The sequence below is a fragment of the Micromonospora sp. LOL_023 genome (genome assembly GCF_048060115.1).
Classification (GTDB): domain Bacteria; phylum Actinomycetota; class Actinomycetes; order Mycobacteriales; family Micromonosporaceae; genus Micromonospora_E.
Window position 1 is genome coordinate 18754 of sequence record NZ_JBHMIM010000012.1, and the last position, 23010, is coordinate 41763.

Sequence of the window (23010 nt, forward strand, 5' to 3'; positions counted from 1 at the left end):
CCGACAGGCGACAGGAGTGGCGGATGCGCACAGCCGGACAGGAAACCGTGGCGGACCAACGGCATTCGCCCCGGCCGACCGGCCCGGCTGGTGGCACGACCGTTCCGTTGCTCGCTTCGAAGATCACACCTGCGGATCCGCCGGCCGACCTGGTCGACCGGCCCCGACTGGCGGTTCGGCTCGACTCCGGGACGCAGGGCCCACTCACCCTGCTGCTCGCGCCGGCGGGTTGGGGCAAGACGACGCTACTCACCGGTTGGTTCGCCGGCCGCCGGGCGAACGGAACCGCCGCCTGGTTGACGTTGGAGCCAGGCGACCACGGCACCCGTTTCTGGTGCTACCTGCACGCGGCGCTCACCGCCGAGATCGCGCGCCGACATCCGGACCTCGCGGCCCCGCCCGAACCGGGCCGGACCGAACCCGAGGTGTTCCTGCCCCGACTGGCGGCGGCGATCGCGGCGCAGCCGGAACCGGCACTGGTCGTCCTCGACGACATCCACACCGTCGCCGACGCCGAGGTGATCCGGGGAATCGAGTTCCTGCTACGGCACTCTCAGGGACAGCTACGACTCGTCGTCGCCGGACGCAGCGCACCGGCCATCGCCCTGCACCGGTTGCGGCTCACCGGTGAACTGACCGAGATCCGCGCCGCCGAACTCGCGCTGACGTTGAGCGAAAGCATCCGGCTCGTCCGGATGCAGGTGCCGGAGCACCCGATCGAACGGATCCGGGAGTTGCACACCCGCGCCGAGGGCTGGCCCGCCGGCGTCAGGTTGGCCAGCCTGGCGTTGACCAGCGGAGCGGAGCCGGCTGCCGAACGGCTCCCGGCCAGCGATCCGGACGCCGGCGTCGCCGGCTACCTACGGGCCGAGGTGGTTCCCGACCCGGAGACGCCCGCCCACGAGACGCTCGTCCGCGCCTCGGTACTCGACCGGGTCTGCGGGGCGTTGGCCGACGAGTTGACCGGCCGTCACGACGGCGAGCAGCAGTTGGCCGCCGCAGCCCGCCACGTCGCCGGCTTCATCGTCGCCATCGACGGTGAACCGGCCTGGTACCGCTGCCACCAGATGCTCGCCGACGCACTGTACGCCGAGTTGCGGCGCCGGTATCCGGACGAACTGCCCGAACTTCACCGCCGGGCGTACGCGTGGTATCGCGCGCATGGCCGCCCGATCGCGGCGCTGCGCCACGGGCTGGCGATAGGCGACGCCGCCGCTGCCATCGAACTGGCCACCACCTACTGGCCGGAGCTGCTGCTCTGCGGGCACCAGGACGCCGGCCGCACGACACTACCCGCGAGCCTCGATCGCGCGCCTGCGGCGCTGGCCATGTCGTTGGCACTCGACCAGTTGGAGATCGACGTCCCACCCGCAGGCGCGATCGGCGCCGCGCAGCCAGCATGCGTCGGCGAAGCACCGCCTTCCCGCTCCGGGGCGCACACCGCCGGCCGAGACCTCACCGTGATCGTGGCACCACTGGCGATCGCACTGGCCCACGGAAGCTTCGAATCGGCGGCCGCGTACGCCACGGACCTGGTCGCCGCCACGGCGGCGACCGGGCAGGGCGAGGCCGGTCGCGGACACCCGGTGGCGCTCGCCATGCTCGGCACCGCCCGGTTCGGGCTGGGCGATCTGCCGGGGGCGGAAGAAGCACTGTCCGCCGTACCGGCGATGGCCGACAGCCGGCACAGCTGCACGATCCGCTTCGCCACCGGACAGTTGGCGCTGCTGCAGGCCTGGCGCGGTGATCTGGACCGGGCCGGTGTGGCCGCGCGGACGGCGCTGACCCCGCCCGCCTGTCCGGGGCGCCGGTGCGCCAGCCACGCCGCAGCGGCCCACCTGGCGCTCGCCCTGGTCGCCCTGCACCGTGACGACCTGTCCGATGCCACCCGGCAGCTCGATCGGGCACAGACGTTGGCCGGTCCGGGAACCCCCGCCACGGTGACCGGGCTGGTCGCGATGGTCCAGGCCGCCGTCCGGCACGCCGAGGGCGACTTCGCCGCGGTCGCCGACCTGCTCGGCGACGCCGACACCGGACCGACCGTCAACTATCACGACCAGCTGCGCCGGCTGGCACTGGCAGAGACCCGGATGGCGTGCGGCGACCTGGGTGGGGCACGGGAGCTGCTGTCCGGCCTGGTCGGCGAGGGGCCGACCTCGACCCGGCAGACCGCACGGATCGCGCTGGCCCGGCTACGGCTGCTCGCCGGCGAGCCGGCCTCGGCCCTGGCCGAGATGCCCGGCTGGGCGCCACCACGCGACGAACTGTCGACGCGGCTGCACCGGCTGGACGCCGGTCTGGTCGAGGCGGTGGCCACTCGGGCGCTCGGCGACCAACGCACCGCACGGGACCTGCTCGAACAGGTGCTCGACCTGGCTGCCTCGGACGGCCACCGACGGGTGTTCGGGCACGGTGGCACACCGGTGCGGGAGCTGCTGGTGGAGCATCTCGACTCCGGCACCCGACACCGCGGCTTCGTCAACGACCTCGTCGACGCCGCCGGCCGACGGCATGCCGACCGGCACCGCCCGGCACCCGCGATCGCCGAACCCCTCACCGAACGGGAACTGACCGTCCTGCGGTACCTGCAGGGCACCTTGTCCAACGGTGAGATCGCCGCCGAGTTGTTCCTGTCGGTCAACACTGTCAAGACGCACGTACGCAACATCTACCAGAAGCTCGGCGCACCCCGCCGCCGCGAAGCGGTACGCAGGGCCCGCGAGCTGCGGCTGCTCTAACCACCGGCTACGCGGCCGGGACGGGACGCCACGGGAGGAACGATGACCGCCGCAACGGTACGCACCGACGAAGAGCTCCAACGCGACGTCCTGGAGGAGCTGAAGTGGGACGCCCGGGTCCAGCCCAACGAGATCGGCGTGACCGTGCAGGACGGGGTGGTGACGCTGCTCGGCTCCGTCGACAACTACGGCAAGAAGTGGGCGGCGGAGCGGACCACCCACCGGGTACGCGGGGTCACTGCGGTCGCCAACGACATCGAGGTGCGCCTGCCCAGTTCAGCTGAACGTACCGACGCCGACGTCGCCGGCGCCGCCACCCGGGCATTGGAGTGGGACGCGTTCGTACCGATCGAAAGGCTGGAGGTGACCGTGGCCCAGGGCTGGGTCACCCTCAAGGGCGAGGTGGAGTGGGAGTTTCAACGCCGGGCCGCAGAGCGGGCGGTACGCCGACTGTCCGGGGTCCGCGGGGTGACCAATCTGGTCGCGGTCCGCCCCCGGGTCGACCCGTCCCCGCCCGAGCTGCGGCGCAGCATCTCCGACGCGCTCGTCCGCAGCGCGGCCACCGACGCGAGACAGATCACGGTCGACACCGACGGCGGAAAGGTCATCGTCAAGGGCGTTGTCCAGTCCTGGTTGGAGCGCGAGGAGGCGGAGCGAATCGTCTGGTCGGCTCCGGGTGTCACCGCGGTGGAGAACCGGATCACCGTCGATCCGCAGCGTTGACCGGGCACCGGCAGATGGTCGGCGGGTGAGGGCCACCCCGGCAGCGTGACGGGCAGGCCGACGGAGGTGACCGGAAGATGTTGGACGAACAGGTCGGTCGAGCGATCGTGGCGGTGATCGCCATGGTCGGCGGGTCGATCGCACTGACCTGGCTCTCCGGGTGGGGTGCCAGGCTGGCGGCCCGTGGACGGTACGCACCGTTTCTCACCACCCTGCACCGGGAGTGCCACCGACCCTGGGGAGCCACGCTACTGGTCGGCGGGCTGCTGCTGGCAGTGCCGGTCAGCGGGGTCACCGGCGAACTGCGCGACGAGGTGCTGCACCTCCTCCTGCTGGCGCTGATCTACTGCGGCGCATGGCTGGTGATCCGGATCCTCTTCGTCTTCGAGGACACCGCGTTCCGGCGGCTGCCGGTGGACATGACCGACAACCGGCGGCGGCGCCGGGCCCGTACCCAGATCGGTCTGCTCCGCCGGCTCACCGCGGTGATCATCAGCATCGTCGCGCTGGCCGCGACCCTGATGACGTTCTCCCAGCTTCGAGCACTCGGGGCATCGTTGTTGGCCTCCGCCGGCGTGGCCGGCGTGGTCGCCGGTCTGGCCGCCCAGTCGGTACTCGGTCATGTGTTCGCCGGCCTGCAGTTGGCGTTCAGCGATGAGCTGCGCCTCGACGACGTGGTGGTGGTCGAGCAGGAGTGGGGCAGGGTCGAGGAGATCCGGCTCACGTACGTCGTGGTCCGGGTCTGGGACCAGCGCCGGCTGATCCTGCCCACCTCCTACTTCACCACCACTCCCTTCCAGAACTGGACCCGCAACGAAGCGCAGGTGCTGGGCAGCGTGATCCTGCACCTAGACTTCACCGCCGACATCGACGTGCTACGTGCCGAGGCGCACCGGATCGTCGACGCGTCACCGTTGTGGGACCGGCGGGAGTGGGTGGTGCAGTTGGTGGACGCGACCGAGACGACGATCTGTATCCGGATCCTCGCCTCGGCCGCCGACGCGCCGAGTTCCTGGGATCTACGGTGTGAGCTGCGCGAGGGACTGTTCGAGTTTCTCCGCCGTCGCCATCCGGACTGGTTGCCCCGCGCCCGCAGCGAGTTGTCCGGGCCGACGGAGGCAGAGCCGTTTTCCACCACACCGCACCCCGCGGGGTCAGCGGGTCGGCCGCCGACCGGCCGGCTGGGCCGTCCCGGCGCCGGCGGCCCGGATCCGGGCAGTAGCCGCGGCACCGGCCCGCGCGGCCGGGCCGCCCGGACGGCGGCCAGCCGGCAGTTCGGCAACACGGTGACCGCCCGGCGGCAGCGCATGATCGATCTGTCGGCCGGCGACCGGGCCGGCGACTGACCACCGGACCCGACCGGATTGACGAACCGCTCGAAAGATGTGCGTACCGGTGGGCCTACCGGTGATCCGCAGCGGCTGCGAACGCCTCGGCGACCTGCCGAAGCTCGGCGGACAGGGTCCACAGACGCTCCACCGACGCCTGTTCGCGCAGCGCGCCGCGGGCGTCGTCGACGAGCAGCTGCGCTCTGGTCCGCTCGTGAGCGGGCGCGACCGCCGTCGGACCGGCCAGTTCCCGCTCGACCCGCTCCGCCAGCATCTGCAGTTCGTCGCCAGGGTCGATCCCGGCGGCTTCACCCGCCGGCCGCGCCGGCAGAGCGCCGCGCGGCGACGGACCGCCAGCCGCCAGCGGGCTGTCAGGCACCGACGGTGGCTCGACGATCTCGGTCACGGTGATCGACCGGCTGTACCCGCTGTCGGCGTCCCGGGCCGAGATGGTGATGATTCCGTCCGCGTCGGTTTCGGCAGTGACCTCGATCCGCGGTGTTCCGCGTGGCGCGGGTCGGATGCCGGAAAGTCGGAACCGGCCCAGTATCCGGTTGTCCTGCGCCCGGCTACGCTGCCCCTGCCGCACCACGATGTCCACGCTCACCTGGTCGTCCTCAGCGGTGGAGAAGATCTGGGTACGACGTACCGGGATGGCGGTGTTTCGTTCGATGATGGTGGCCATCGCCCCGTCATGCGCCTGCAGACCCACCGCGAGCGAGGTGACGTCCCGCAGCCGGGTCCGGGTATCGGCGTCCGCGCCGGCCCCGGTCAGCAGTCCCGCCTGGACCGCCGCGCCCAACGCCACCACCTCGTCCGCGTTGATCAGCAGATGCGGCTGGTGACCATCGGTGAGTCGCCGCAGCAGATCCCGTACCGCCGGAATCCGGGTCGCGCCACCGACCATCAGGACCTGGTCCAGGTCCGCGGCACGAACCTGGGCATCACGCATCGCCTGTTCCACCGGTCCCCGGCAGCGCTCCACCAGATCGGCGGTGAGTTCGTCGAAACAGTTGCGGTCGACGAGGGTGCGCAGATGCTTCGGTTCCCCCGGATCGGAGGCGACGAACGGCAGATTCACCTCAGCTTCAGTCGCCGACGACAGCTCCTCCTTGGCCCGCTGCGCCGCCTCAATCAGCCGCTGGCGGGTCTGCGCGTCCACGGCGAGGTCGATCCCGTGGTCCCGGTGGAACCCGGCGACCAGGTGCTCCACCACGCGGTGGTCGAAGTCGTCGCCCCCCAGGTGGGCGTCGCCCGCGGCGGCGCGAACCTCGACCGTACCGTCCCCGACGTCCAGCACACTGACGTCGAAGGTGCCACCACCGAGGTCCACCACCAGAACCGTCTGCGGCTGACGCAGATGCAGTCCGTAGGCGACGGCCGCAGCAGTCGGTTCGTTGATGATCCGCAGAATCCGTAGGCCGGCGAGTCGGCCCGCCTCGCGGGTGGCGGTGCGCTGCGCTGCGTCGAAGTGCGCCGGTACGGTCACCACCGCCTGATCGATCCGCTCGCCCAACACCGCCGCCGCGTCGTCGACCAGACTACGCAGCACCAGTGCGCTGATTTCCTCTGGCGCGTACCGCCGGCCCTTGATGTCGAACCGGGCCATGCCCCCGTCGCCGATCACGTCGAACAGCACTCCGGCCGCCTCCCGGCCGACCTCGTCGTAGCGTCGCCCGGTGAACCGCTTCGCCGAGTGGACCGTCCCCTTCGGGTTGAGGACCGCCTGTCGGCGGGCCGCGTCACCGACCAGTCGGGCGCCGGCTTCGGTGAAGGCCACCACCGACGGAGTGGTCCGGGCTCCGACGGCGTTCGGCACGACCGTCGGACGTCCGCCGGAGACCGCTGCGATGACCGAGTTGGTGGTGCCCAGGTCTATTCCCACTGCGCGCGGCATGACCGTTCCCCCTCGTGCCGGTGTCAGCCTCGTCCGGCCCCCGGTGTCGGCCCCATCGTCGCCGCCCGCTGGGTGACCTCGGCTCACCCAGCGGGAATGAGCACTTCCGTTCACGGGTGGGGACTACGTCGTGGAGCCGGCAGCGCGTGAACCAACACCGACACCGTCGGGCGTGGACCGCCCGACGGTGGGTATACCTGCCGCCATGGCTGACTCGTTGCAGCTCCCCGACTACGTCGCGGGCCTCGATTTTCCATTGTCCCGGGAGGATCTGATCCGGCGTGCCCAGGAACTCGGCGCCGAGACTTCGTTGCTGCAGACGCTGCGGGCACTGCCCATGGAGCGGTTCAGCAGCGTCGACCAGCTACTCGTCGCCCTGGGTCAGCCGAGCTGACGATGCCGGCGGTCGGTTCCCGCCGGACTCAGCCGGCAATCATCGCCCCCGATCGGCGGGCGACTACCCGCCGTCGGCCGGCAGATACTCCGACCGCCGACGTTTCGGCGGGTGCCGACCGGGTACCGGCGGCAGGTGTTCTACGCGGAGTTCTCCAGCACCCGGCACCGGCTGCACGACGGCTACCTGACGGCCACTGCCGCCGATCTGCTGGCCGCCGACCCCCGACTGCGCGATCTCGATGTCGAGGTCCGGTTCGACGGCGGCGTCGCCCACCTGACCGGCGACGTCGCCGACCTCGACCAGTTGCGCCGGGTACGCGTGGCCATCGGTCGGTTGGCCGGCGTACACGGAGTCTGGGACCGGGTTCGGGTGGGCGGCCGTGACCCGGTGATCCTGGACATCGGCTGTGGCGACTGCCCGCAGTATCCAGGCAACATCGGCCTGGACCAACGTCCGGGCAAGGCCGTCGCCGTCGTGGCCGACCTGCGCAACGGGCTGCCGGTACGCGACGACTCGGTCGACCAGATCTTCGCGGTCCACGTGCTGGAACACCTCACCGACTACCTGCGTCTGGTCGACGAGTGTCACCGGGTACTGCGGCCGGGCGGCGTGTTGCACGTGCTCTCCCCCTGGTGGCGACATGTCAACGCGGTCGCCGACCCGACCCATCTGCGCTTCTTCGACCTGCAGACGATCAAGGGGATCTGCCAGCAACCGGCCCCGGCCGGGCGTTGGCACCCGCAGCACGCCTCGTGCGACGGTGCCACCGTCTTCGCGGATCTGGTCGCCGGCCAGCCCACTGACCCGACCCCGGACGCCAGCCACCTGGCGCGGTTCTTCGACTAGCACCTCGGGTGGCGCTCGACACGCCGTCGACCGGGCCGAGGCTGCCGTCGACCGGGCCGCTACACCAGTCCGCCGCCGAGCAGCACCAACCAGGTGAGTTCCGGCTGAAGGACGTCGCTGTGCGCGCCGCTCGGCGGGCCGCCCCGGCGGACCACCCCGGTAGCGTCCACGTTGAGGATCCGGCCATGGCCGAACTGATAGGCGTCGCGCCGCCCGGCTGCGGCGACGGTCGCGTGGGGCGCACCGGCCGCGCTGGCACCGTGGAAGCCCAGCGCACCCCATCGTCGACCGAGCGACGGCAGAGCAGCTGCGTCGTCCCCGGCTGCCAGTGAGGCCAGCGGATAGAACACCCCCAGCGCCGAATCGTTGGTCGAGTAGCAGGCAGTCACCGGACCGGCGACCCCGGCCGGCATCGTGGCGAGGGCACCGGATCGCCCAGGGGCGAACGGCAGCGTCGGCGCGAAGGCGAACCGGGACAGCGCCCCCTGCAACAAGGTGACCGACCGCACCGGAGCCGCCGCGGCCGCCGCGAAGCTGACCAGTCGGGCACCGAAACTGTGCCCGACCAGGTGGATCCGGACACCCGGCACCGCCCCGGGCAGTTGGGCCAGCACCGGGCCCAGGCCGGCGCGGCCGATCACCCCGGCTCGATTCTTCATCTGCCAGTAGGTCAACTGCCGCAACGCCTCCTTGGCGCCGTGCCAGATGCCCCGCAGCGGATCGCCGAGACCTGCCGCCCCACCGCCGTGGGCATCCCCGAGCGGGGTGCCGCACCGCCGTAGGCCGTCGAGGAACCGGCCGTACACCTGGGCCGGTTCACCGTGGAGCATCCCGGGCAGCGGCGGACTCGCCGGGTCGTCCTGGGCAGCGGCGGACTCGCCGTCGTCGAACCCGCCCGCGATCACGACCGCGAACTGCCGCAGTTCGGCGGCGAAGGCGTCGACCCGGGCGGGGGTCGGTCGGGTCAGCAGCAGGTGGGCCATCCGGTCGATGGCCGGTGCCCCGGTGGGAAAGGTGGATCGCAGCGCACCCAACGTCGCATCGTCCAGGCCGGCCGGCCGGGGCGATCCCGACGGCGTGGGCTGCGCGCTCACCGCGACGGCGCCGGGCAGGGTGGCCGGTGCCGGACCGGGGCCCGGCACCGCACCGGCGGGAGCGAAGTCGGGCACCGGCTCGTCCGGCCACCGCCGTGCGGGCCAGTGCACCCCGGCCAGGCCGATGCTGTCGGCCCACGGCCCCGCCTGTCGGGCCTGCACGGCGAGCAGTCCGAAGAAGGCCTCGTAGGCCGGACCGGCGAGCTGCCGGTCGTTGTTCCAGCCGTGGGCGAGGAGCACCAGATCGGTGACGCCGCAGGCACGGGCTCCCTTGAGCAGGGCGGTCACCGCCGCCGGGTCCGGGTCACCGGAGGCATCGAAGCGCAGTTCCCAGAACGGCAGCCCACCGATGCGTGCGGTCGTCATCGCCGCTCCCTCCTCCGGCCGGTCACACCGATTGCAGCGCGCGGAGCAGGTCGACCAGTCCATGCCCCTGGAACCGTGGGTCCCGACCGAGTGGCACCGCCGTGGCCAGCAGGACCTGCTTGACCCGCTCGGGCTGGCCGATGAACTCCCGTCGGACGGACAGAAACGCCGCGACCGCGCCGGAGACGTGGGGGGCGGCGACACTCGTACCGGACTCCTCCAGATAGACCGCCGCCGGCGGACCGGTCCAGCCGGCCTGCGCGGCCGCCAGCCGGGCCCCAGCCGCGCAGGACACGATCCGCTCGCCGGGCGCCACCAGGTCGGGCTTGGCGCGTCCGTCACCGGTCGGTCCCTTGGACGAGAAGTACGACACCCCGTACGTGTGGGGCATGTCGCGGTGGGTAGCGCCGACGGTGATGGCCCGCTCGGCGTTGCCCGGGTCGTTGATGGTCGAACCGAGCGCGAACCGCGACGGTAGACCGAACGGGGCACCGACCATTCCGTAGCCGGAGTTTCCGGCGGCGGTGACCACGACCACGCCGGAGCGGACCAGCTTGTCGACCTCCCGGCAGAGCGGGGACTGGCCGCAGGCGAACCACTCCGGGTCGAACTCGTACCCCACGCTGAGATTGACCCCGTGGATCCGCATCACCCGGTCGCTCTGCGCGTTGATCTGCCGCACGTACGCCAGTGCGCCGATCACCCTGGACACCCGTTCGGCGAGTCCACCGCCGCCGTGCAGGACCTTGAGGCTGACCAGCCGTGTCTGCGGCGCGATACCCATCATCGTGGTCGGGTCAGGCAGTTCCCGGGGCACCGGTACCGGCTCTGTCGGGTTGTCGATGTCGTAGTGGTGCTCGATCACCCGCACCGCCCACGGCGGCTGCCGGCGGGCCGAGGCGTCGATCCCCCCGGCGATGATCCCGGCCACGTGCGTGCCGTGCCCGCTCTCGTCGACCAACGCACCGTCGGCACGCGGTGGCCCGCCGCCGGGGAAGCTACGGTGCAGGTCACGGACCTCGGGCGCGCTCAACGTCGCGTAGCTGGCGAAGTGGGGATGTTCGGCGTCGATGCCCGAATCGACCACCGCCCAGACGATCCGTTGGCCTGCGGCGCCGAAGGTGCGCCGGGCGGCGTCTGCCTTGATGGTGGCCGTCGAGACGTCGATCTGCGGACGGACCGGGAAGTCCGGCCAGATCCGGTGCACGGCTCGGTCTGCCGGTTCGCTGGACACCCGGTCCGCGGCGACCAGTCGCCTCATCTGGTTGAGGCTCAGCTCGCCGACCAGATACTCGCCGGCCAACGGCTGGGGATGCCGCCCGCCGGTGACCCGAAACCACAGCCCGGCCAGGTGTTCCGCCGCACGTCGTGCGCCGCCGGCGAAGTGCAGATTCACCGCCACCAGCACCGGCATCGGCTCGTCCGGCCCGGTCGGGAATCCCAGACGTAGCCGTCCGACCATGCCCCGCAGCGGGTCCGCGATCGTGCCCGGTGGGGCGATCGGCGGCCCGCTGGCGCCCGGCCGCTCGGCGGCGGGACCGGTCGGGGCTGTCGCGGCCGACGGCCGCTCGGCCGCGGCGGCGTCGGCGTGCTGCCGTCCGGCATCGGTCAACCGCAGGGTACGGGTACCGCTGATCAGCCCGGCGGCGCGCAGCCGGTCGACCGCCCGGCGGACCGCCTCGTGCCAGCCGGGTTCACCGGCCCGATAGGCGCGGTCCACCTCGGTGAACAGGTCGCCGAACCGTAGTGCCACCTCGCGCAGCGCCACGGGAAGGTCACCGGCCGGGCGGGACCGGCCGGCGAGAGCGAGCAGTGTGCGGCGGTCCCATTCATCCGGCTCCGACATCGCGGTCCCCTCCCACCGGACCGCCACCTCGGCCGATCGGCTGCTGCGGCGACCAGTTCAAGCATAGAGCGACCGAATAACTACTTAAAGTGACCGAATGGCTACTTCACTCAGCGCGTCCACAGGACCGAGAAGCCGGAAAGCACCTCACGTTCGCTCGCTCAGATCTACCGTCACGTCAGGAGACGACTGTGACCTTGACTTCCTCCCCGCCCTGAAGGACGGGGACCCCCTTGGTCACCCTCGGGTTTCCTGTTTCACCGACGACCGCCCCGGCCGAGAGGAGAACCCCCGTTGAGGTCTTACACCGCCTCCACCGGCAATCACGCAGAGCCCCTCCGCGAGCACGATCGTTTGGTTTTCACGAACGAGCCGAGTGGTCAGCTTGTGCAGCGCGGACACCTTCGCCAGGGTCAGCCGGCCGTCGCGCCAGCGGAACGCGCTCGCGGTGTACTCCGCCGACCTCCGCGACCGATTCCTCGACTTGAACGTCGGATACTAGGTGATCCGTTCCCGACGCAGGATCCACGCCTCGGTGCGGGCGGCCAACGCCATGTTGTAGACCAGCCGGACACAACCGAACGCCCGGGCAGGCTCGCCTGCCTGCCCGGGGGTCGGGTCGAAGCGGTACCCGAACGCCCGCGTCACGGTCCCGGGCACAGTCCACAGTCCAACAACCCCACCGGTGAGCCCTGGGGCGGCGTGTGGATGGACGCCGATCCGCCCCGGCGGCGGATCGGCTCTCCCTGCCCTGCTCCGCAGGAGTTCCATTTCCTCCCAGGCCTGCAGGCCAGAGCATCCGTGGAAGGACTCCGATGACCGTCAACCCCCAGGCGGATCCACCCCGGGAGGTGCCGTCCATGCTGGAGCGTCCGGCAGCCACCATCAGGTCGGTACGGCGACGCCGGATGGCCCACGCCCGGCATGCCTGGGCCTACGACGGCCACGCCCATCTGGAGGTCAGCACCGACGACCACGGCCAGGTCATCGCCGACACGCAGCGCCTGGAACAGGCGCTCGACGCCATCGACGGGGTGCACTGGGCCGCCTGGAACGGCGCCCTGTGCCGGATGGTCGTGAGCTTCGACCCGGACGTGATCACCGGCAACCGGCTGGTGGTGGCGCTCGCCGAGGCGGAAGCCCAACTGTCACCGCCGACCGGCGGCAGCACCCACGTCGACGCCGGCGTCGGCAACGTCGCGTCACTCACCGGCGACCTGATCGGGGCCGGCATCGCCACCGTCGGCAAGGTGCTGAGGCTGCCCGCGCTGCCGAACGAGATCGCGGCGCTACCGGCTGCCTTCGAACACGTACCGCAGCTACGGGCCTGGCTACGACGCGCCCTCGGGCCGGTCGGCGCCGACCTCGGCCAGGCGTTGTTCACCACCGCGGTCGCCGCAGCCACCCAACGCCCGCTCACCAGTCTCACCGACGCGGTGCTGCGGGCCACGTTGATGGCCGAGGATTCGGCCTACCACGACGTCTGGGCGGCCCGGGTGCACGAACTGCATCGGGACGCCGACAGCAGCCGGGCTCCGGCCCTGCCGCCGCCGGCCCGACCCCGTTCCCTACCGGACGGGCCCATCGAGCAGTACGCCCAACGGATGAGCACCCTGACGCTGGTCGCCGCCGGGATCCTCACCGTCCTGCCCGGCGGCCGGCAGCGCGCGGCCCGAGTAACCGCGGTCGCCTCGCCACGCAGCGCCCGCACCGGCCGGGACGCGTACGCCGGGCACCTCGGCCGGGCCCTGGCCCGGCAGGGTGTGGTGGTCCGGGAGGCCGCCGCCCTGCGAAGGCTCGACCGGGTGGACACCGTGGTCATCGACGCCTCGGTGCTGCTCACCGGCCGCACCGTCGTCACGGCGGTGGTTCCGGTCGCCGCCAGCGAGGAGCAGACCCGTCAGCAGGCGAACCGGCTGCTCGACGGCGGCGGCGAGCCTGTCGGCGACGCCTCGGAGGGTTGGTCGCTGACGCCACCGCACCGCCTGGACCGGCCGGTACCGACCGAGGCGCTCGACCGTCTCGTCGCCGGTGAGCCAGTAGCCGGTGGTGCCTCGGCACCACCGGCTACTGGCAACGGCAACGGTCCGGCCTCCGGCGACGTGCTGGCACTCACCTACCACGGTGAGCTGATGGCGCTCGTCCGGGTCGAGGCCGAGCTTGATCCGCAGGCCGAGGCGCTCACCGCCGCCGCCCGCCGGGTGGGACGGCTACTCATCGCCGGACGCACCGCGGTCGGCCGCAATCCGGTCACCGGCTCGTCCGGCCGGGCACTCGCCGCCCGCTGCCGGGCCGAAGGCACCGTGGCCAGCGGGTCACGGCTGGCGGCGTCGGTGCGGTCGTTGCAGCAGGCCGGCCATGGCGTGGCGCTCATCGCCACCCGCAACGACGTCGCCCTGGCCGCAGCCGACTGCGGCATCGGGGTGATCCGTCAGGCCGCCCGCCGGCCGCCATGGGGTGCGCATCTGATCTGCGCACCCGGCCTGGAAACCGCCTGGCTGGTGGTGGAGGCGACGGCACTGGCACGGGCGGTGAGCGCGGGCAGCGCCCGACGGGCGATGTTCGGCTCGGTGGCCGCCGCGGCGCTGGGGGTCCTCGACGGTACGCCACGCGGCGGCGCCCGATCACTGTTGATCGACAACGTCGCGGGCCTGGTGAACCTCGCGATGGGCTACCGGGCGGCTCGCGATCTGGGTCGGCGTCCGATGCCGGTGCCGCAGAGCCACGCGCCCTGGCACGCGATGCCAGTGGACGAGGTGCTCGATCGGCTCGGCAGCTCCGCCAGCGGGCTCAGCGACGAACAGGCCCACCAACGGCAGGCCGAGCAGGACGGCAACCGGCCGGACCCGGACTCCAGCCGAGGGTTGTGGCAGGCCGCTGCGGCCGAGCTGGACACCCCACTGACCGGGCCGCTGGCGGCCGGCGCCGGCGTCTCGGCGCTCACCGGATCCACGGTCGACGCGGTCATGGTGCTCTCGGTGATCATGGCGAACGCGTTGCTGGCCGGAGCGCAGGAGATGACCGCCGGCCGTGCCCTGCGGCGTCTGCTCAGCGCCGGCGCGCTACGGGTACGCGTACAACGAGACGGGCAGCAACGAGTCGGGCCCGCCGAGGAACTGGTCACCGGCGACCTGATCTGCCTGGAGCCGGGCGACTCGGTGCCCGCCGACTGCCGACTGATCACCGCCAACGGTCTGGAGATCGACGAGTCCAATCTGACCGGCGAATCAGTGCCGGTGACGAAGTCCCCTGCCGGCACGGACGCCACCGCTGTCGCCGAACGCACCAGCATGGTGTACGCCGGCACGACCGTGGCTGCCGGCACGGCGGCGGCGGTCGTGGTGGCCACCGGCAGATCCACCGAGGCCGGCCGCTCGGCCGATCAGGTCCTCGACGAGGCACCGCAAGGTGGGGTGCAGGCCCGGCTGCGGCAGATCGCCTCGGCCTCGGTACCGGCCGCGTTGGCGGCCGCCGCCGCGACTCTCGGCAGCGGCCTGCTGCGTGGCCGGCTCGCCGAGTCCGTCGGGTCCTCGGTCGCCCTGGCGGTGGCCGCGATCCCCGAAGGACTGCCGTTCGTGGCGACCGCCGCCCAGCTCAGCGCGAGCAAGCGGCTGTCACGGCACAACGTACTGATTCGCGACCCGCGGGCGATGGAGGCGCTCGGTCGGGTCGACGTGATCTGCTTCGACAAGACCGGCACCCTCACCCAGGGTCTGATCCGGCTGCAGAGCGTCTGTGACGGGTCGCGTACCGAGCCGGTGGACGCACTGAGCCACGGCCACCGCCATGTCCTGGCCGCCGCGCTGCGGGCGACCCCGGTGCCGGACGGAGACCAGCGGCTACCGCATCCGACCGACCAGGCCGTCGTCGACGGCGGCCAGAGCGCCGGAGTGGGTCTACGCGAAGGCGCCGACGGCTGGGAAATGCTGGCCGAGTTGCCGTTCGAGCCCGGACGGGGCTTCCACGCGGTGCTCGGTGTCTGCCCCGCCGGTGCCACCATCAACGTCAAGGGCGCACCGGAGACGGTGCTGCCACGCTGTGCGACCTGGCGACGCGGCGACGAGGTGGTCCCGCTGGACGAGAGCCGACGCACCGAGGTGGACGCCGCGATCGACCGGCTGGCCCGCGACGGGCTGCGGGTACTCGCGGTGGCCGGGCGGGCCGCGTCCGGCCGACGCGACCTCGCCGACGACCGGGTCGATCAACTGGAGTTGCGCGGGCTGCTCGGCCTGGCCGACCCGCCACGTGACAGCGCCGCCGAGGCCATCCGGCGGCTGCGACTGGCCGGCATCGCCGTGGTGATGCTCACCGGCGACCATCCGAGCACCGCCGAATCGATCGGCGCTCAGCTCGGGCTGCTCGACGGCAGCTCCGTGGTCACCGGAGCGGACCTCGACGCGGCAGGTCCGGACCGGCTGACCGAGCTGGTGTCGCGTACCTCGGTGTTCGCCCGGGTCAGTCCGGCGCACAAGGTCGCGGTGGTACGGGCACTGCGGCAGGCGGGCCGGGTCGTCGCGGTGACCGGCGACGGCGCCAACGACGCCCCGGCGATCCAACTCGCCGACGTGGGCATCGCGCTCGGCGACCACGGCACCAGCGCCGCCCGCCAGGCCGCGGACATGATCGTCGTCGACGGCCGGATCGAGAGCATCGCCGAGGGAGTGACCGAGGGCCGGGCGATGTGGGTGTCGGTACGCGAGGCGCTCGCTCTGCTACTGGGTGGCAACCTGGGCGAGATCCTGTTCTCCGTCGGCAGTTCACTGATCTCCGGTCAGCAGGCGCTCAACCCTCGACAGATCCTGTTCGTCAACCTGATGACCGACCTGCTGCCGGCGATCGCCGTGGCATCGCGGCCACCGCGTGGGGTGAGCACCGACGAACTGGCCAGGGAGGGACCGGATTCCTCCCTGGGAGCCAGCCTCAACCGGGAGGTGGCGCGGCGGGCGGCGGCGACGGCGCTGGCCACCACCGGTGGCTGGCTGACCGCCCGGTTCACCGGCACCCCGACCCGGGCATCGAGTGTGGCGCTCGCCAGCCTCGTCGCCGCGCAGTTGGCGCAGACCGCGGTCGCGGCCAGGGGCGACCCGATGGTGCTGGCCGCCGCCGGCGTCTCCCTCGGCACCCTGTTCGGCGTGGTGCAGACCCCGGTGGTCAGCCAGTTCTTCGGTTGCCGGCCACTCGGGCCGATGGGTTGGTGCATCGTCGGGGGCTCAGCCACCGCCGCCGCCGGCCTGGGGCTGCTGCCGTTGGAGCGGATCGCCCGGCTCCGGCGTACCCGGCTCGGTCGCCTGGGCGTCGACGCGGCCCGGCAGGGACGTGGTCTGCGACCACGGCGGATGGTCCGGCGGCTGACGCCGGCTGGTGCCGATGCCCCGGCCCCGGTCTGAGGCCGGTCGGCGCAGCTCGGCACGGCCGCGGCGGCACCCACCGTGGCAACTGCTCGCCCTGGCCGCCGCAGGCCTGGCCGTGGGGGTGCCGGTAGCCGCCCTCGGACCGACGCTGTTGGGGCCGCTGGCTGGCTGGGGTCTGACCGCCAGCGGCTATCTGCTCTGGCGCTGGCCGGTGATCTGGCGGTGCGACGCGGCCGCCACCGTCCGTGCCGTCGACGAGGTCGACCCGGGGCGGGTGCTGGCGGACGCGGTGCTGGTCAGTGCCGCCCTGGCCAGTCTGCTCGCCGTCGCGGTGGTGCTCGGTGCGCCCCAGGTGTCGCACGATCCGGCCAGCGGCCTGCACATCGGAATGAGCGTGGTCACCGTGGTGCTGTCCTGGGCGGTCATCCACGAGGTGTTCACCGGGCGGTACGCCCGGCTCTACTACGGCCCGGACCGGGCCGGGGGTATCGACTTCCACACCGAGGAGCAGCCCCGGTTCAGCGACTTCGCCTACCTGGCGTTCACGATCGGGATGACGTTCCAGGTCTCCGACCCGCAGCTGACCAGCAGCGCGATGCGCCGGACCGTGCTCAGCCACGCGATCCTGTCGTTCCTCTTCGGCGCGGTGATCATCGCCGTGTTGATCAACCTGATCGGCAGCCTGGTGCGCTGAGCACCACACAGCTGGCCAGGCCACCCTGGTCCGGCACCCTTGCCCCTAGCCGAGACGATGCCTACGCCGCCTTGCTGATCTGGCTCTCGAAGCGCTGCCGCAGTGAGTCGGCCCGCTGCGGATCGGCGAAACCCCGGAAGGCCTGATCGACGAACTCGGCCGGCATCATCACCTCGACCTGGGCACGAAAGTCCTCGTCGAGCTTCGTGACGGTCACCTGCACCGGTTCACCGAGGCGGGCCACGATGGGCCCCGCGTTCATCCGTGACAGCATGTACGGCGTACCAGGCGTGCCGGTGGCGCACAGGTAGTAGCCGTACGCGGTGCCGGGCTGCTCAGGGGTGCCGGCGGACAACTGCCACACCTCTGCGGTGCACAGCATCCGTTCGTCCGGGTTCACCTCGTGGCCGTGCGCGGCGTGCTCGTCGCTGGTCGACTGCTCGATGGTGGTGGCGATCCGCGTCGCCGCGTCCTCGCGCAGCTGGGCCTCGGTCAGCACCGGCTCGGCGGACGCGACGGAGTAGTAGAGACCCACCGTCAGCAACGCGAGCACGAGGACCTCGGGAACCAACCACCAGGCGGTCACGCGACGAAGCGGAACACCCAAGGAATCGACATGTCTCGACACCATTGCAGTGTCGCAGCAGATGACGCGGAAGGAAAGCCGGGGCGGACACCTGCGACCAGATCGCCGCAGGTGTCCGCGTCCGGGTCAGCCCTTGCCCTCGCTGAGTCGTAGCGCCAACGCGGGACACATGTTGACCGCCTTGCGGGCTCCCGGTTCCAACCAGACCGGCACCGGGCTCGACGGGAAAGCCGGGAAGCCGTTCGCGTCCAATCGGATGTACTCGGGCACCACATGCGCGCAGAGCCCGTGCCCGTCGCACCGGGTCCAGTCGACACTGAGCCGCTTGGTCCCGCCGGACGGCGCGTCCGCCGGAAGCGGCAGGATGCCCTTGACCGGTTTCCCGCATCCGTCGCCGCCAGCGTGCGCGGCCAGGTCCTCGGCGAAGACATCCAATGCCGAGATGGCGAACCGGGAGGTGCCGTCGGGGTGGCTGCACGCGCCCCTGCCTTTGACCACGCTGGCGGCGGCCCGGACCGCGTCGACGGCAGCGCTACCGATCACCAGCGAGTCGATGGTACGGGCCATGTCCGGCAGGCCGAGCCGACAAGGCCCACACTGGCCGGCCGACTCGCCGGCCATGTAGTGCACGACCCGGGCCACCTCGCCGAGCGGGCAGGTGCCCTCACCCAGCGGGATCGTGATGCCGGCGCCGAGTGTGCCGCCCACCTTGGCGAAACCCTTGCGGGAGACCTCGACGATCGCCACCGCTTCCGGCGTGATCCACTTACCGTGATAGCCGCCGATCAGCAGGCCCGGCCCGACAGGCGCCTCGCACAGCTCCAGGATGTCACGCAACGGGGTCCCGGTGGGGCATTCCACCACAGCCGGTCGGGCAGCCGACCCGCCGATGGTCAGCAGCACCGTACCCGGTTCGTCGGGCAGGCCGACCGCGCTGTACTCGTAGGGACCGAGCCGGGCCGCGACCGCGAGCTGCGAGTAGGTCTCCGCATTGGACAGCAGAGTCGGCAGACCGGACACCCCGGAGTCGCTGGACCGGATCTTGACTCCGGGTGGAATGTGCGGAAGCCCGTTGATGCCGCGTACCAGCGCGCCACCCTCGCCGGAGATGAACCGATGCGGCACGGTGACGATGCTGGTGGGCACGGGCATCCGTCGCTCCGCCAGCGCCGCCGACAGCGAGGCACCGCCCACTCCGTCATCGGCGACCCCGATGACGATCTCCTCAGCCTCCAAGGCGAACGCCGCCAACGCGGCGCCGTCGAGGATCAGGTGCGGTGCCCGGGTGAGCAGCACCTTGTCCTTCCAACTGGCGGGTTCACCCTCAGTGGCGTTGACCACGACCACGACCGGCTTGTCCTGCTTGTCGGCTGACTCGACCACCGCCTTGACCTTGCGATGGAACGGGAACCCCGCGCCGCCTCGGCCCTTGAGGTCGATCGCCTCACCCAGTCGCATCAGGTCGTCGACCGACAGTGGACCGACCCCACCGTGCACCTCTTCATGTGCCCGCAGGTCGAGGCGGCCGAACTCCTCGAAGCCAGCGGTCAACCGGGGTGGACCGATGGTCGCGACTGGCGGAACGGTTGCCGCGCTCAATTCGCCTCTCCTCGAAGCCGGTTCCAGTAGTCCTCGTCGACGTCGTCGGCGCCACGGCTGGACCGGCGGCCTGCGGATTCCGCCGCGGCCGCCCGCTGGGCACGGCGGGACGCGAGGTCGACCAGGGTGGGGGTGTCGTCCGCCGGGTAGTCGGCCAGGTCGCGGCTGCTGACCGGCGGCTCCGCCTCGGCGCGCCGTCGGGCGGCGCGGCTGCGGACCGGCTCTGCCTGCTCGGTCCGGTCGTCGAAGCGACCCCGGGGACCGGCCCCGGAAACCGGCCGGTCGTCGGCGAACCGGCTGCGGGCGCCCGAGCCGGAGACCGGCCGGTCGTCGGCGTAGCGGCCTCTGGAGCCGACGGTGTCGTCCACCGGACGCCGGTTGTCGTAGGCGCGATCGTCGTCGGCGTAGCGACGACGGCCGTCGTCGGCGTAGCGACGACGGCCGTCGTCGGGATCCGCGACGCGGCGACGGTCGGACTCCTCGCTGTACCGCCGTCGGGAGCCGGTGTCCTCCTCGGCGTACCGGCCCCGGCCGGAGTCCTGCTCCTCGCGCCAGCGTCGGTCGGTGGTTTCGCTGCGGGCTGATTCGTACCGGCGTGCGGCGGGGCGGTCCTCCTCGGCGTACCGGCCCCGGCCTGAGTCGTCCACCCGTGGCACCCGGTCGGCGTCGACCTGGCGGTACGCGCGGGTCTCCTCGGCCAGCGACGAGCGGGTCCGCTCCGCCGGCTGGGGCACCTCGGGGACCCGGTAGCGGTCGGAGGGTCGCGGCGTGGCGCCACGGGCGGCACCTGCCGGAGCCCACGAGTCGATCATGTCCCCACGTCCTCCGAGCGCCCCGAAACCGGCGGTCGCCGGCTCCAGGCTGATCCGGTCGTCGCGACTACCGCGACGGCGTGACGAGCCGGAACCGGAGCGGGAGTCCTCGGCCATCTTGCCGACCGGCTTGATCGACGTGCCGGTCGCCTGCGAGACAAACGGCTTCTTCTTGCCCACCCCGGTCGCCAACCGCACCAGCAGCGCGATGACCACCAGCACGATGCAGACAACGTAGCTCAGGATGACCCAGGTGGCGGGAGGGCGGCCAGAAGCGAGACCGTGCAGAATGCCGATCGGCCACGCCACGTAGGCACCGCTGTGCATCGCCCGCCACATCCACGGCGGACCGACATCGGCCCACCTCGCCCGGGCGAGTCCGGTCCAGAGGATGGCGAACATGAGGTATGCCGCAAGTGTGCCGAAGCCGACGTAGAACGCCTGGCTACCGCCGAGAAACGGAATGAACGCGCCGACCGTCGATACCGCGCCGGTTGTGATCTGCGTGACGATGTGCAGCACCAGGAAGACGATGGCCATGATCCCGGTCGTACGGTGCGCCGACTGCAGCAGCACCCGGTGTCGAGGCAGCAGGACGATGCGGTCGGTGGCGAGTAGCCCGACCATCACCGTGATACTCAGCGACACCAACGTGAACACGCCGCCGAAGAAGTCCGTGAGGAAGAACGCGTACACGTACGCGATCCGCCCTGCCGGCGTGAGCATCGCCAGCGCCCAGAAGACCGCCAGCGCCGATGCCGAAAGGACCAGGACCGACAGCCGGGACGGCTGTCGCATCCCAGGTAGCTCGGGCCTGGGGCCGGCGGGTCGCTGGTTCTGGTTCGTCCGCGCCATATGCTCCTCGATCTCCCGCTTGGTGCCATCCGAGCACCCTGGCGGCCGAGCCCAGTGCCCGGTCCACCGCGAATGCCTTGCCCTTGGCGTGGCGCCGGAGAAACCGTACCGCTTCCCGGTCGTTTCGCCCGCTCCAGTGCCCGTCCCTCAGCAACTACGTAGCCGGAGCCTCTGCGGATGAACGCTGCCGGCATTTGATTGGGGGCAGGTCACTCTGCCGGAATCGTCCCGCTAGTTCCCGGTCGACGCCACCAACCAAACGCTGCGCATATGACGTAAAGTAGCTGTCCGATCACGACAAATCATTTCGGGAAAATGGAGATGCCCCTCCGGCGCCGCGTGCAGAGCGGCACCGGAGGGGCCGGTTCCCGGGTGAGCGGCGGGAACCCGTCTGGTCCAGCCCAGGTCAGCTGGTGTGCAACTGACAGGTGGCCAACGGCTCCAGACCGCCCGAAAGCTCACCTTCACGGCCGATCGAGGTCGCGATCCGCTCCAGCGCCGCGGTCCGCTTGTCCGCCAACGGCCCGAGAATCGCGTTGTTCACGAAGTTGGCGCCGCCCTGCCCCTGACTGCTGATCAGCCGCGCGTTCGCCTCGACGATCTGCGTCTCCAGCGCCTGCAGGTTCCGGTCCACCTCGGCCTGCGCCGAAGCCGGCACCGCCGGCAACCGGTCGGCGACACTCGGACACACGATGGTGCCGACGTCAGCGGCGGTGACAGTGTCCGCTGACGCCAGGCCCAGTCCGGCCCCCATGATCACGGCGGCCAGGCCGAGCGTGCCGCCGATCTTCCACCGTCGGGACTGCAACGGCGACGGACCGACCGGGTGATGGACTCTGCGTCGAGGAGAACGCGTGTTCATGCGACTGAAACCCAACCCTTCTGGGGCAGCTGCCGGTCGCCGCCCGCTCGATCGACGGCATTCCGGTGGGCCGCAAGGCCCGTGGCCGACGACGCCCCGAGCGTGGGGTCACCGGACACTGTCGGAAATCTTCTGGCGAGGCGTCGGCGATCTCAGCCGCTGTCTCGTCCATGCATACGGCGGTCCGACGGGGAGGGTTCAACCTCCGCGAGAGCCATTCGGCAGACCCGGCAGACGCAACCACCCCCGGCCGATCAGCAGGAGACGACGGTCCGCGACGAACACGGCGGGATCCAGCCGAAAATCAGGCGGGGCGACGCAGCCGACTCTTGCGGGAGACCGACGTTAAGGCGCGCCGCCCCGCTCACACACACTACTCCCGCACCCTGCGAAAAGGATTGCTGGACGCGCTGTAGCGGACTAGCAATTGCTTGGCCGCAGCCGGGGCGCGGACTGCGGCTGGCTGATCAGCTGATCAGCCACGGCGAACGTGGCGGGGCGGCGGCCCAGCCGTGACGGACAGCCGAGCCGGCGGTGCGCCGCTGCCGGCACGGCCCGCCCTCGGGTGCGAGAATCGACGGCGATGGCCACCACCGACCCGCACGCGCCCAGTGCCGCGCTTCGCGACTTCTGGCGAGAACGACACCTGTGCTCGCTGACCACCCTGCGCGGCGACGGCAGCCCGCACGTCGTTCCGGTCGGCGTCACCTTCGATCCCGACGACGGCACCGCCCTGGTGATCACCTCCGGTCGGTCCCGCAAAGCCGTGCACGTCCGCACCAGCGGCGCGGCCGGTGCCCGGGTGGCGGTCTCGACGGGCGACGGTGGTCGACGCTCGAGGGCCAGGCATGGATCCGCGACGATCCGCAGACGGTCCGCGACGCCGAGGCACGCTACGCCCAGCGCTACCGGACGCCACGCCCGAACCCGGACCGGGTGGTCATCGTGATCAAGGTCACCCGCCGGCTCGGCAATCTTTGATCCGACGACCGCTCCGACGACCCCGCCGATCGCCG

The 23010-nt window shown here is 71.7% G+C and carries 16 protein-coding genes; 8 read left to right on the top strand and 8 right to left on the bottom strand.

The genetic code is table 11. The features are described from left to right. Window positions 1-23 precede the first annotated feature (23 nt). The 3 genes from ACFHVL_RS08745 to ACFHVL_RS08755 all read left to right on the top strand — a co-directional run bounded on the left by ACFHVL_RS08745 (window position 24) and on the right by ACFHVL_RS08755 (window position 4807). On the top strand, window positions 24-2738 hold the full coding sequence (locus ACFHVL_RS08745; protein ID WP_416626827.1) for a LuxR C-terminal-related transcriptional regulator: 2715 nt from the start codon (window positions 24-26) through the stop codon (window positions 2736-2738). A 42-nt stretch (window positions 2739-2780) separates the two neighbouring features. Continuing rightward, complete coding sequence (locus ACFHVL_RS08750) at window positions 2781-3461, top strand: BON domain-containing protein (protein ID WP_416626829.1); 681 nt, start codon at window positions 2781-2783, stop codon at window positions 3459-3461. A gap of 77 nt (window positions 3462-3538) precedes the next feature. Then, window positions 3539-4807 (top strand): mechanosensitive ion channel family protein, encoded by a 1269-nt coding sequence (locus ACFHVL_RS08755; protein WP_416626830.1) that lies wholly within the window; start codon window positions 3539-3541, stop codon window positions 4805-4807. A gap of 55 nt (window positions 4808-4862) precedes the next feature. On the opposite strand, the gene dnaK is transcribed toward ACFHVL_RS08755, so the two are convergent. Further along, the gene (gene dnaK / locus ACFHVL_RS08760; protein ID WP_416626831.1) at window positions 4863-6686 is read right to left on the bottom strand and encodes a molecular chaperone DnaK; all 1824 of its coding nucleotides are present in this window, start codon (window positions 6684-6686) and stop codon (window positions 4863-4865) included. 205 nt (window positions 6687-6891) lie between these two features. Here dnaK and ACFHVL_RS08765 point away from each other — a divergent pair, with 205 nt between their 5' ends. Further along, window positions 6892-7080 carry a DUF2795 domain-containing protein gene (locus ACFHVL_RS08765; RefSeq protein ID WP_416626833.1) on the top strand — a complete coding sequence of 63 codons (189 nt, stop codon included), beginning with the start codon at window positions 6892-6894 and terminating at the stop codon, window positions 7078-7080. 111 nt (window positions 7081-7191) lie between these two features. Then, a complete protein-coding gene (locus ACFHVL_RS08770; RefSeq protein ID WP_416626834.1) occupies window positions 7192-7929 on the top strand; it encodes a methyltransferase domain-containing protein in 738 nt (245 codons plus the stop codon). A 59-nt stretch (window positions 7930-7988) separates the two neighbouring features. Here ACFHVL_RS08770 and ACFHVL_RS08775 read toward each other — a convergent pair whose 3' ends face one another. The 3 genes from ACFHVL_RS08775 to ACFHVL_RS08785 form a co-directional block, all read right to left on the bottom strand. Then, entirely contained in the window at window positions 7989-9389 is a 1401-nt protein-coding gene (locus ACFHVL_RS08775; RefSeq protein WP_416626836.1) for a hypothetical protein, read from the bottom strand. A 22-nt stretch (window positions 9390-9411) separates the two neighbouring features. Beyond that, window positions 9412-11235, bottom strand: a complete 1824-nt coding sequence (locus ACFHVL_RS08780) for a S8 family peptidase (RefSeq protein WP_416626837.1) — start codon at window positions 11233-11235, stop codon at window positions 9412-9414. A gap of 498 nt (window positions 11236-11733) precedes the next feature. Further along, window positions 11734-11895: a helix-turn-helix domain-containing protein gene (locus ACFHVL_RS08785; protein ID WP_416626839.1), complete on the bottom strand. Its 162-nt coding sequence runs from the start codon at window positions 11893-11895 to the stop codon at window positions 11734-11736. Window positions 11896-12050: 155 nt separating this feature from the next. Between ACFHVL_RS08785 and ACFHVL_RS08790 the strand changes: the two genes are divergently transcribed. Further along, window positions 12051-16622, top strand: a complete 4572-nt coding sequence (locus tag ACFHVL_RS08790) for an HAD-IC family P-type ATPase (protein ID WP_416626841.1) — start codon at window positions 12051-12053, stop codon at window positions 16620-16622. Then, a complete protein-coding gene (locus ACFHVL_RS08795; RefSeq protein ID WP_416626843.1) occupies window positions 16603-17280 on the top strand; it encodes a DUF1345 domain-containing protein in 678 nt (225 codons plus the stop codon). Before ACFHVL_RS08790 ends, ACFHVL_RS08795 begins: the two co-directional genes overlap by 20 nt. 61 nt (window positions 17281-17341) lie before the next feature. On the opposite strand, the gene ACFHVL_RS08800 is transcribed toward ACFHVL_RS08795, so the two are convergent. The 4 genes from ACFHVL_RS08800 to ACFHVL_RS08815 form a co-directional block, all read right to left on the bottom strand. Further along, a complete protein-coding gene (locus ACFHVL_RS08800) occupies window positions 17342-17866 on the bottom strand; it encodes a hypothetical protein (RefSeq protein WP_416626845.1) in 525 nt (174 codons plus the stop codon). A gap of 126 nt (window positions 17867-17992) precedes the next feature. Then, on the bottom strand, window positions 17993-19465 hold the full coding sequence (locus ACFHVL_RS08805; protein ID WP_416626847.1) for an NADH-ubiquinone oxidoreductase-F iron-sulfur binding region domain-containing protein: 1473 nt from the start codon (window positions 19463-19465) through the stop codon (window positions 17993-17995). Further along, window positions 19462-21075 (bottom strand): hypothetical protein, encoded by a 1614-nt coding sequence (locus ACFHVL_RS08810; RefSeq protein WP_416626849.1) that lies wholly within the window; start codon window positions 21073-21075, stop codon window positions 19462-19464. The genes ACFHVL_RS08805 and ACFHVL_RS08810 overlap by 4 nt, the downstream gene beginning before the upstream one ends. 463 nt (window positions 21076-21538) lie before the next feature. Continuing rightward, window positions 21539-21994 carry a hypothetical protein gene (locus ACFHVL_RS08815; RefSeq protein WP_416626850.1) on the bottom strand — a complete coding sequence of 152 codons (456 nt, stop codon included), beginning with the start codon at window positions 21992-21994 and terminating at the stop codon, window positions 21539-21541. 583 nt (window positions 21995-22577) lie between these two features. On the opposite strand from ACFHVL_RS08815, the gene ACFHVL_RS08820 reads away from it, so the two are divergent. Then, window positions 22578-22943: a pyridoxamine 5'-phosphate oxidase family protein gene (locus tag ACFHVL_RS08820; protein ID WP_416626852.1), complete on the top strand. Its 366-nt coding sequence runs from the start codon at window positions 22578-22580 to the stop codon at window positions 22941-22943. The last annotated feature ends 67 nt before the right edge of the window (window positions 22944-23010 follow it).

Coding starts and splice junctions, on each gene's coding strand:
- ACFHVL_RS08820 (WP_416626852.1), top strand. CDS start 22,578: ATGGCCACCACCGACCCGCACGCGCCCAGTGCCGCGCTTCGCGACTTC.
- ACFHVL_RS08815 (WP_416626850.1), bottom strand. CDS start 21,994: ATGAACACGCGTTCTCCTCGACGCAGAGTCCATCACCCGGTCGGTCCG.
- ACFHVL_RS08810 (WP_416626849.1), bottom strand. CDS start 21,075: ATGCGACAGCCGTCCCGGCTGTCGGTCCTGGTCCTTTCGGCATCGGCG.
- ACFHVL_RS08765 (WP_416626833.1), top strand. CDS start 6,892: ATGGCTGACTCGTTGCAGCTCCCCGACTACGTCGCGGGCCTCGATTTT.
- ACFHVL_RS08795 (WP_416626843.1), top strand. CDS start 16,603: ATGCCCCGGCCCCGGTCTGAGGCCGGTCGGCGCAGCTCGGCACGGCCG.
- ACFHVL_RS08750 (WP_416626829.1), top strand. CDS start 2,781: ATGACCGCCGCAACGGTACGCACCGACGAAGAGCTCCAACGCGACGTC.
- ACFHVL_RS08780 (WP_416626837.1), bottom strand. CDS start 11,235: ATGTCGGAGCCGGATGAATGGGACCGCCGCACACTGCTCGCTCTCGCC.
- ACFHVL_RS08755 (WP_416626830.1), top strand. CDS start 3,539: ATGTTGGACGAACAGGTCGGTCGAGCGATCGTGGCGGTGATCGCCATG.
- ACFHVL_RS08775 (WP_416626836.1), bottom strand. CDS start 9,389: ATGACGACCGCACGCATCGGTGGGCTGCCGTTCTGGGAACTGCGCTTC.
- dnaK (WP_416626831.1), bottom strand. CDS start 6,686: ATGCCGCGCGCAGTGGGAATAGACCTGGGCACCACCAACTCGGTCATC.
- ACFHVL_RS08745 (WP_416626827.1), top strand. CDS start 24: ATGCGCACAGCCGGACAGGAAACCGTGGCGGACCAACGGCATTCGCCC.
- ACFHVL_RS08790 (WP_416626841.1), top strand. CDS start 12,051: ATGACCGTCAACCCCCAGGCGGATCCACCCCGGGAGGTGCCGTCCATG.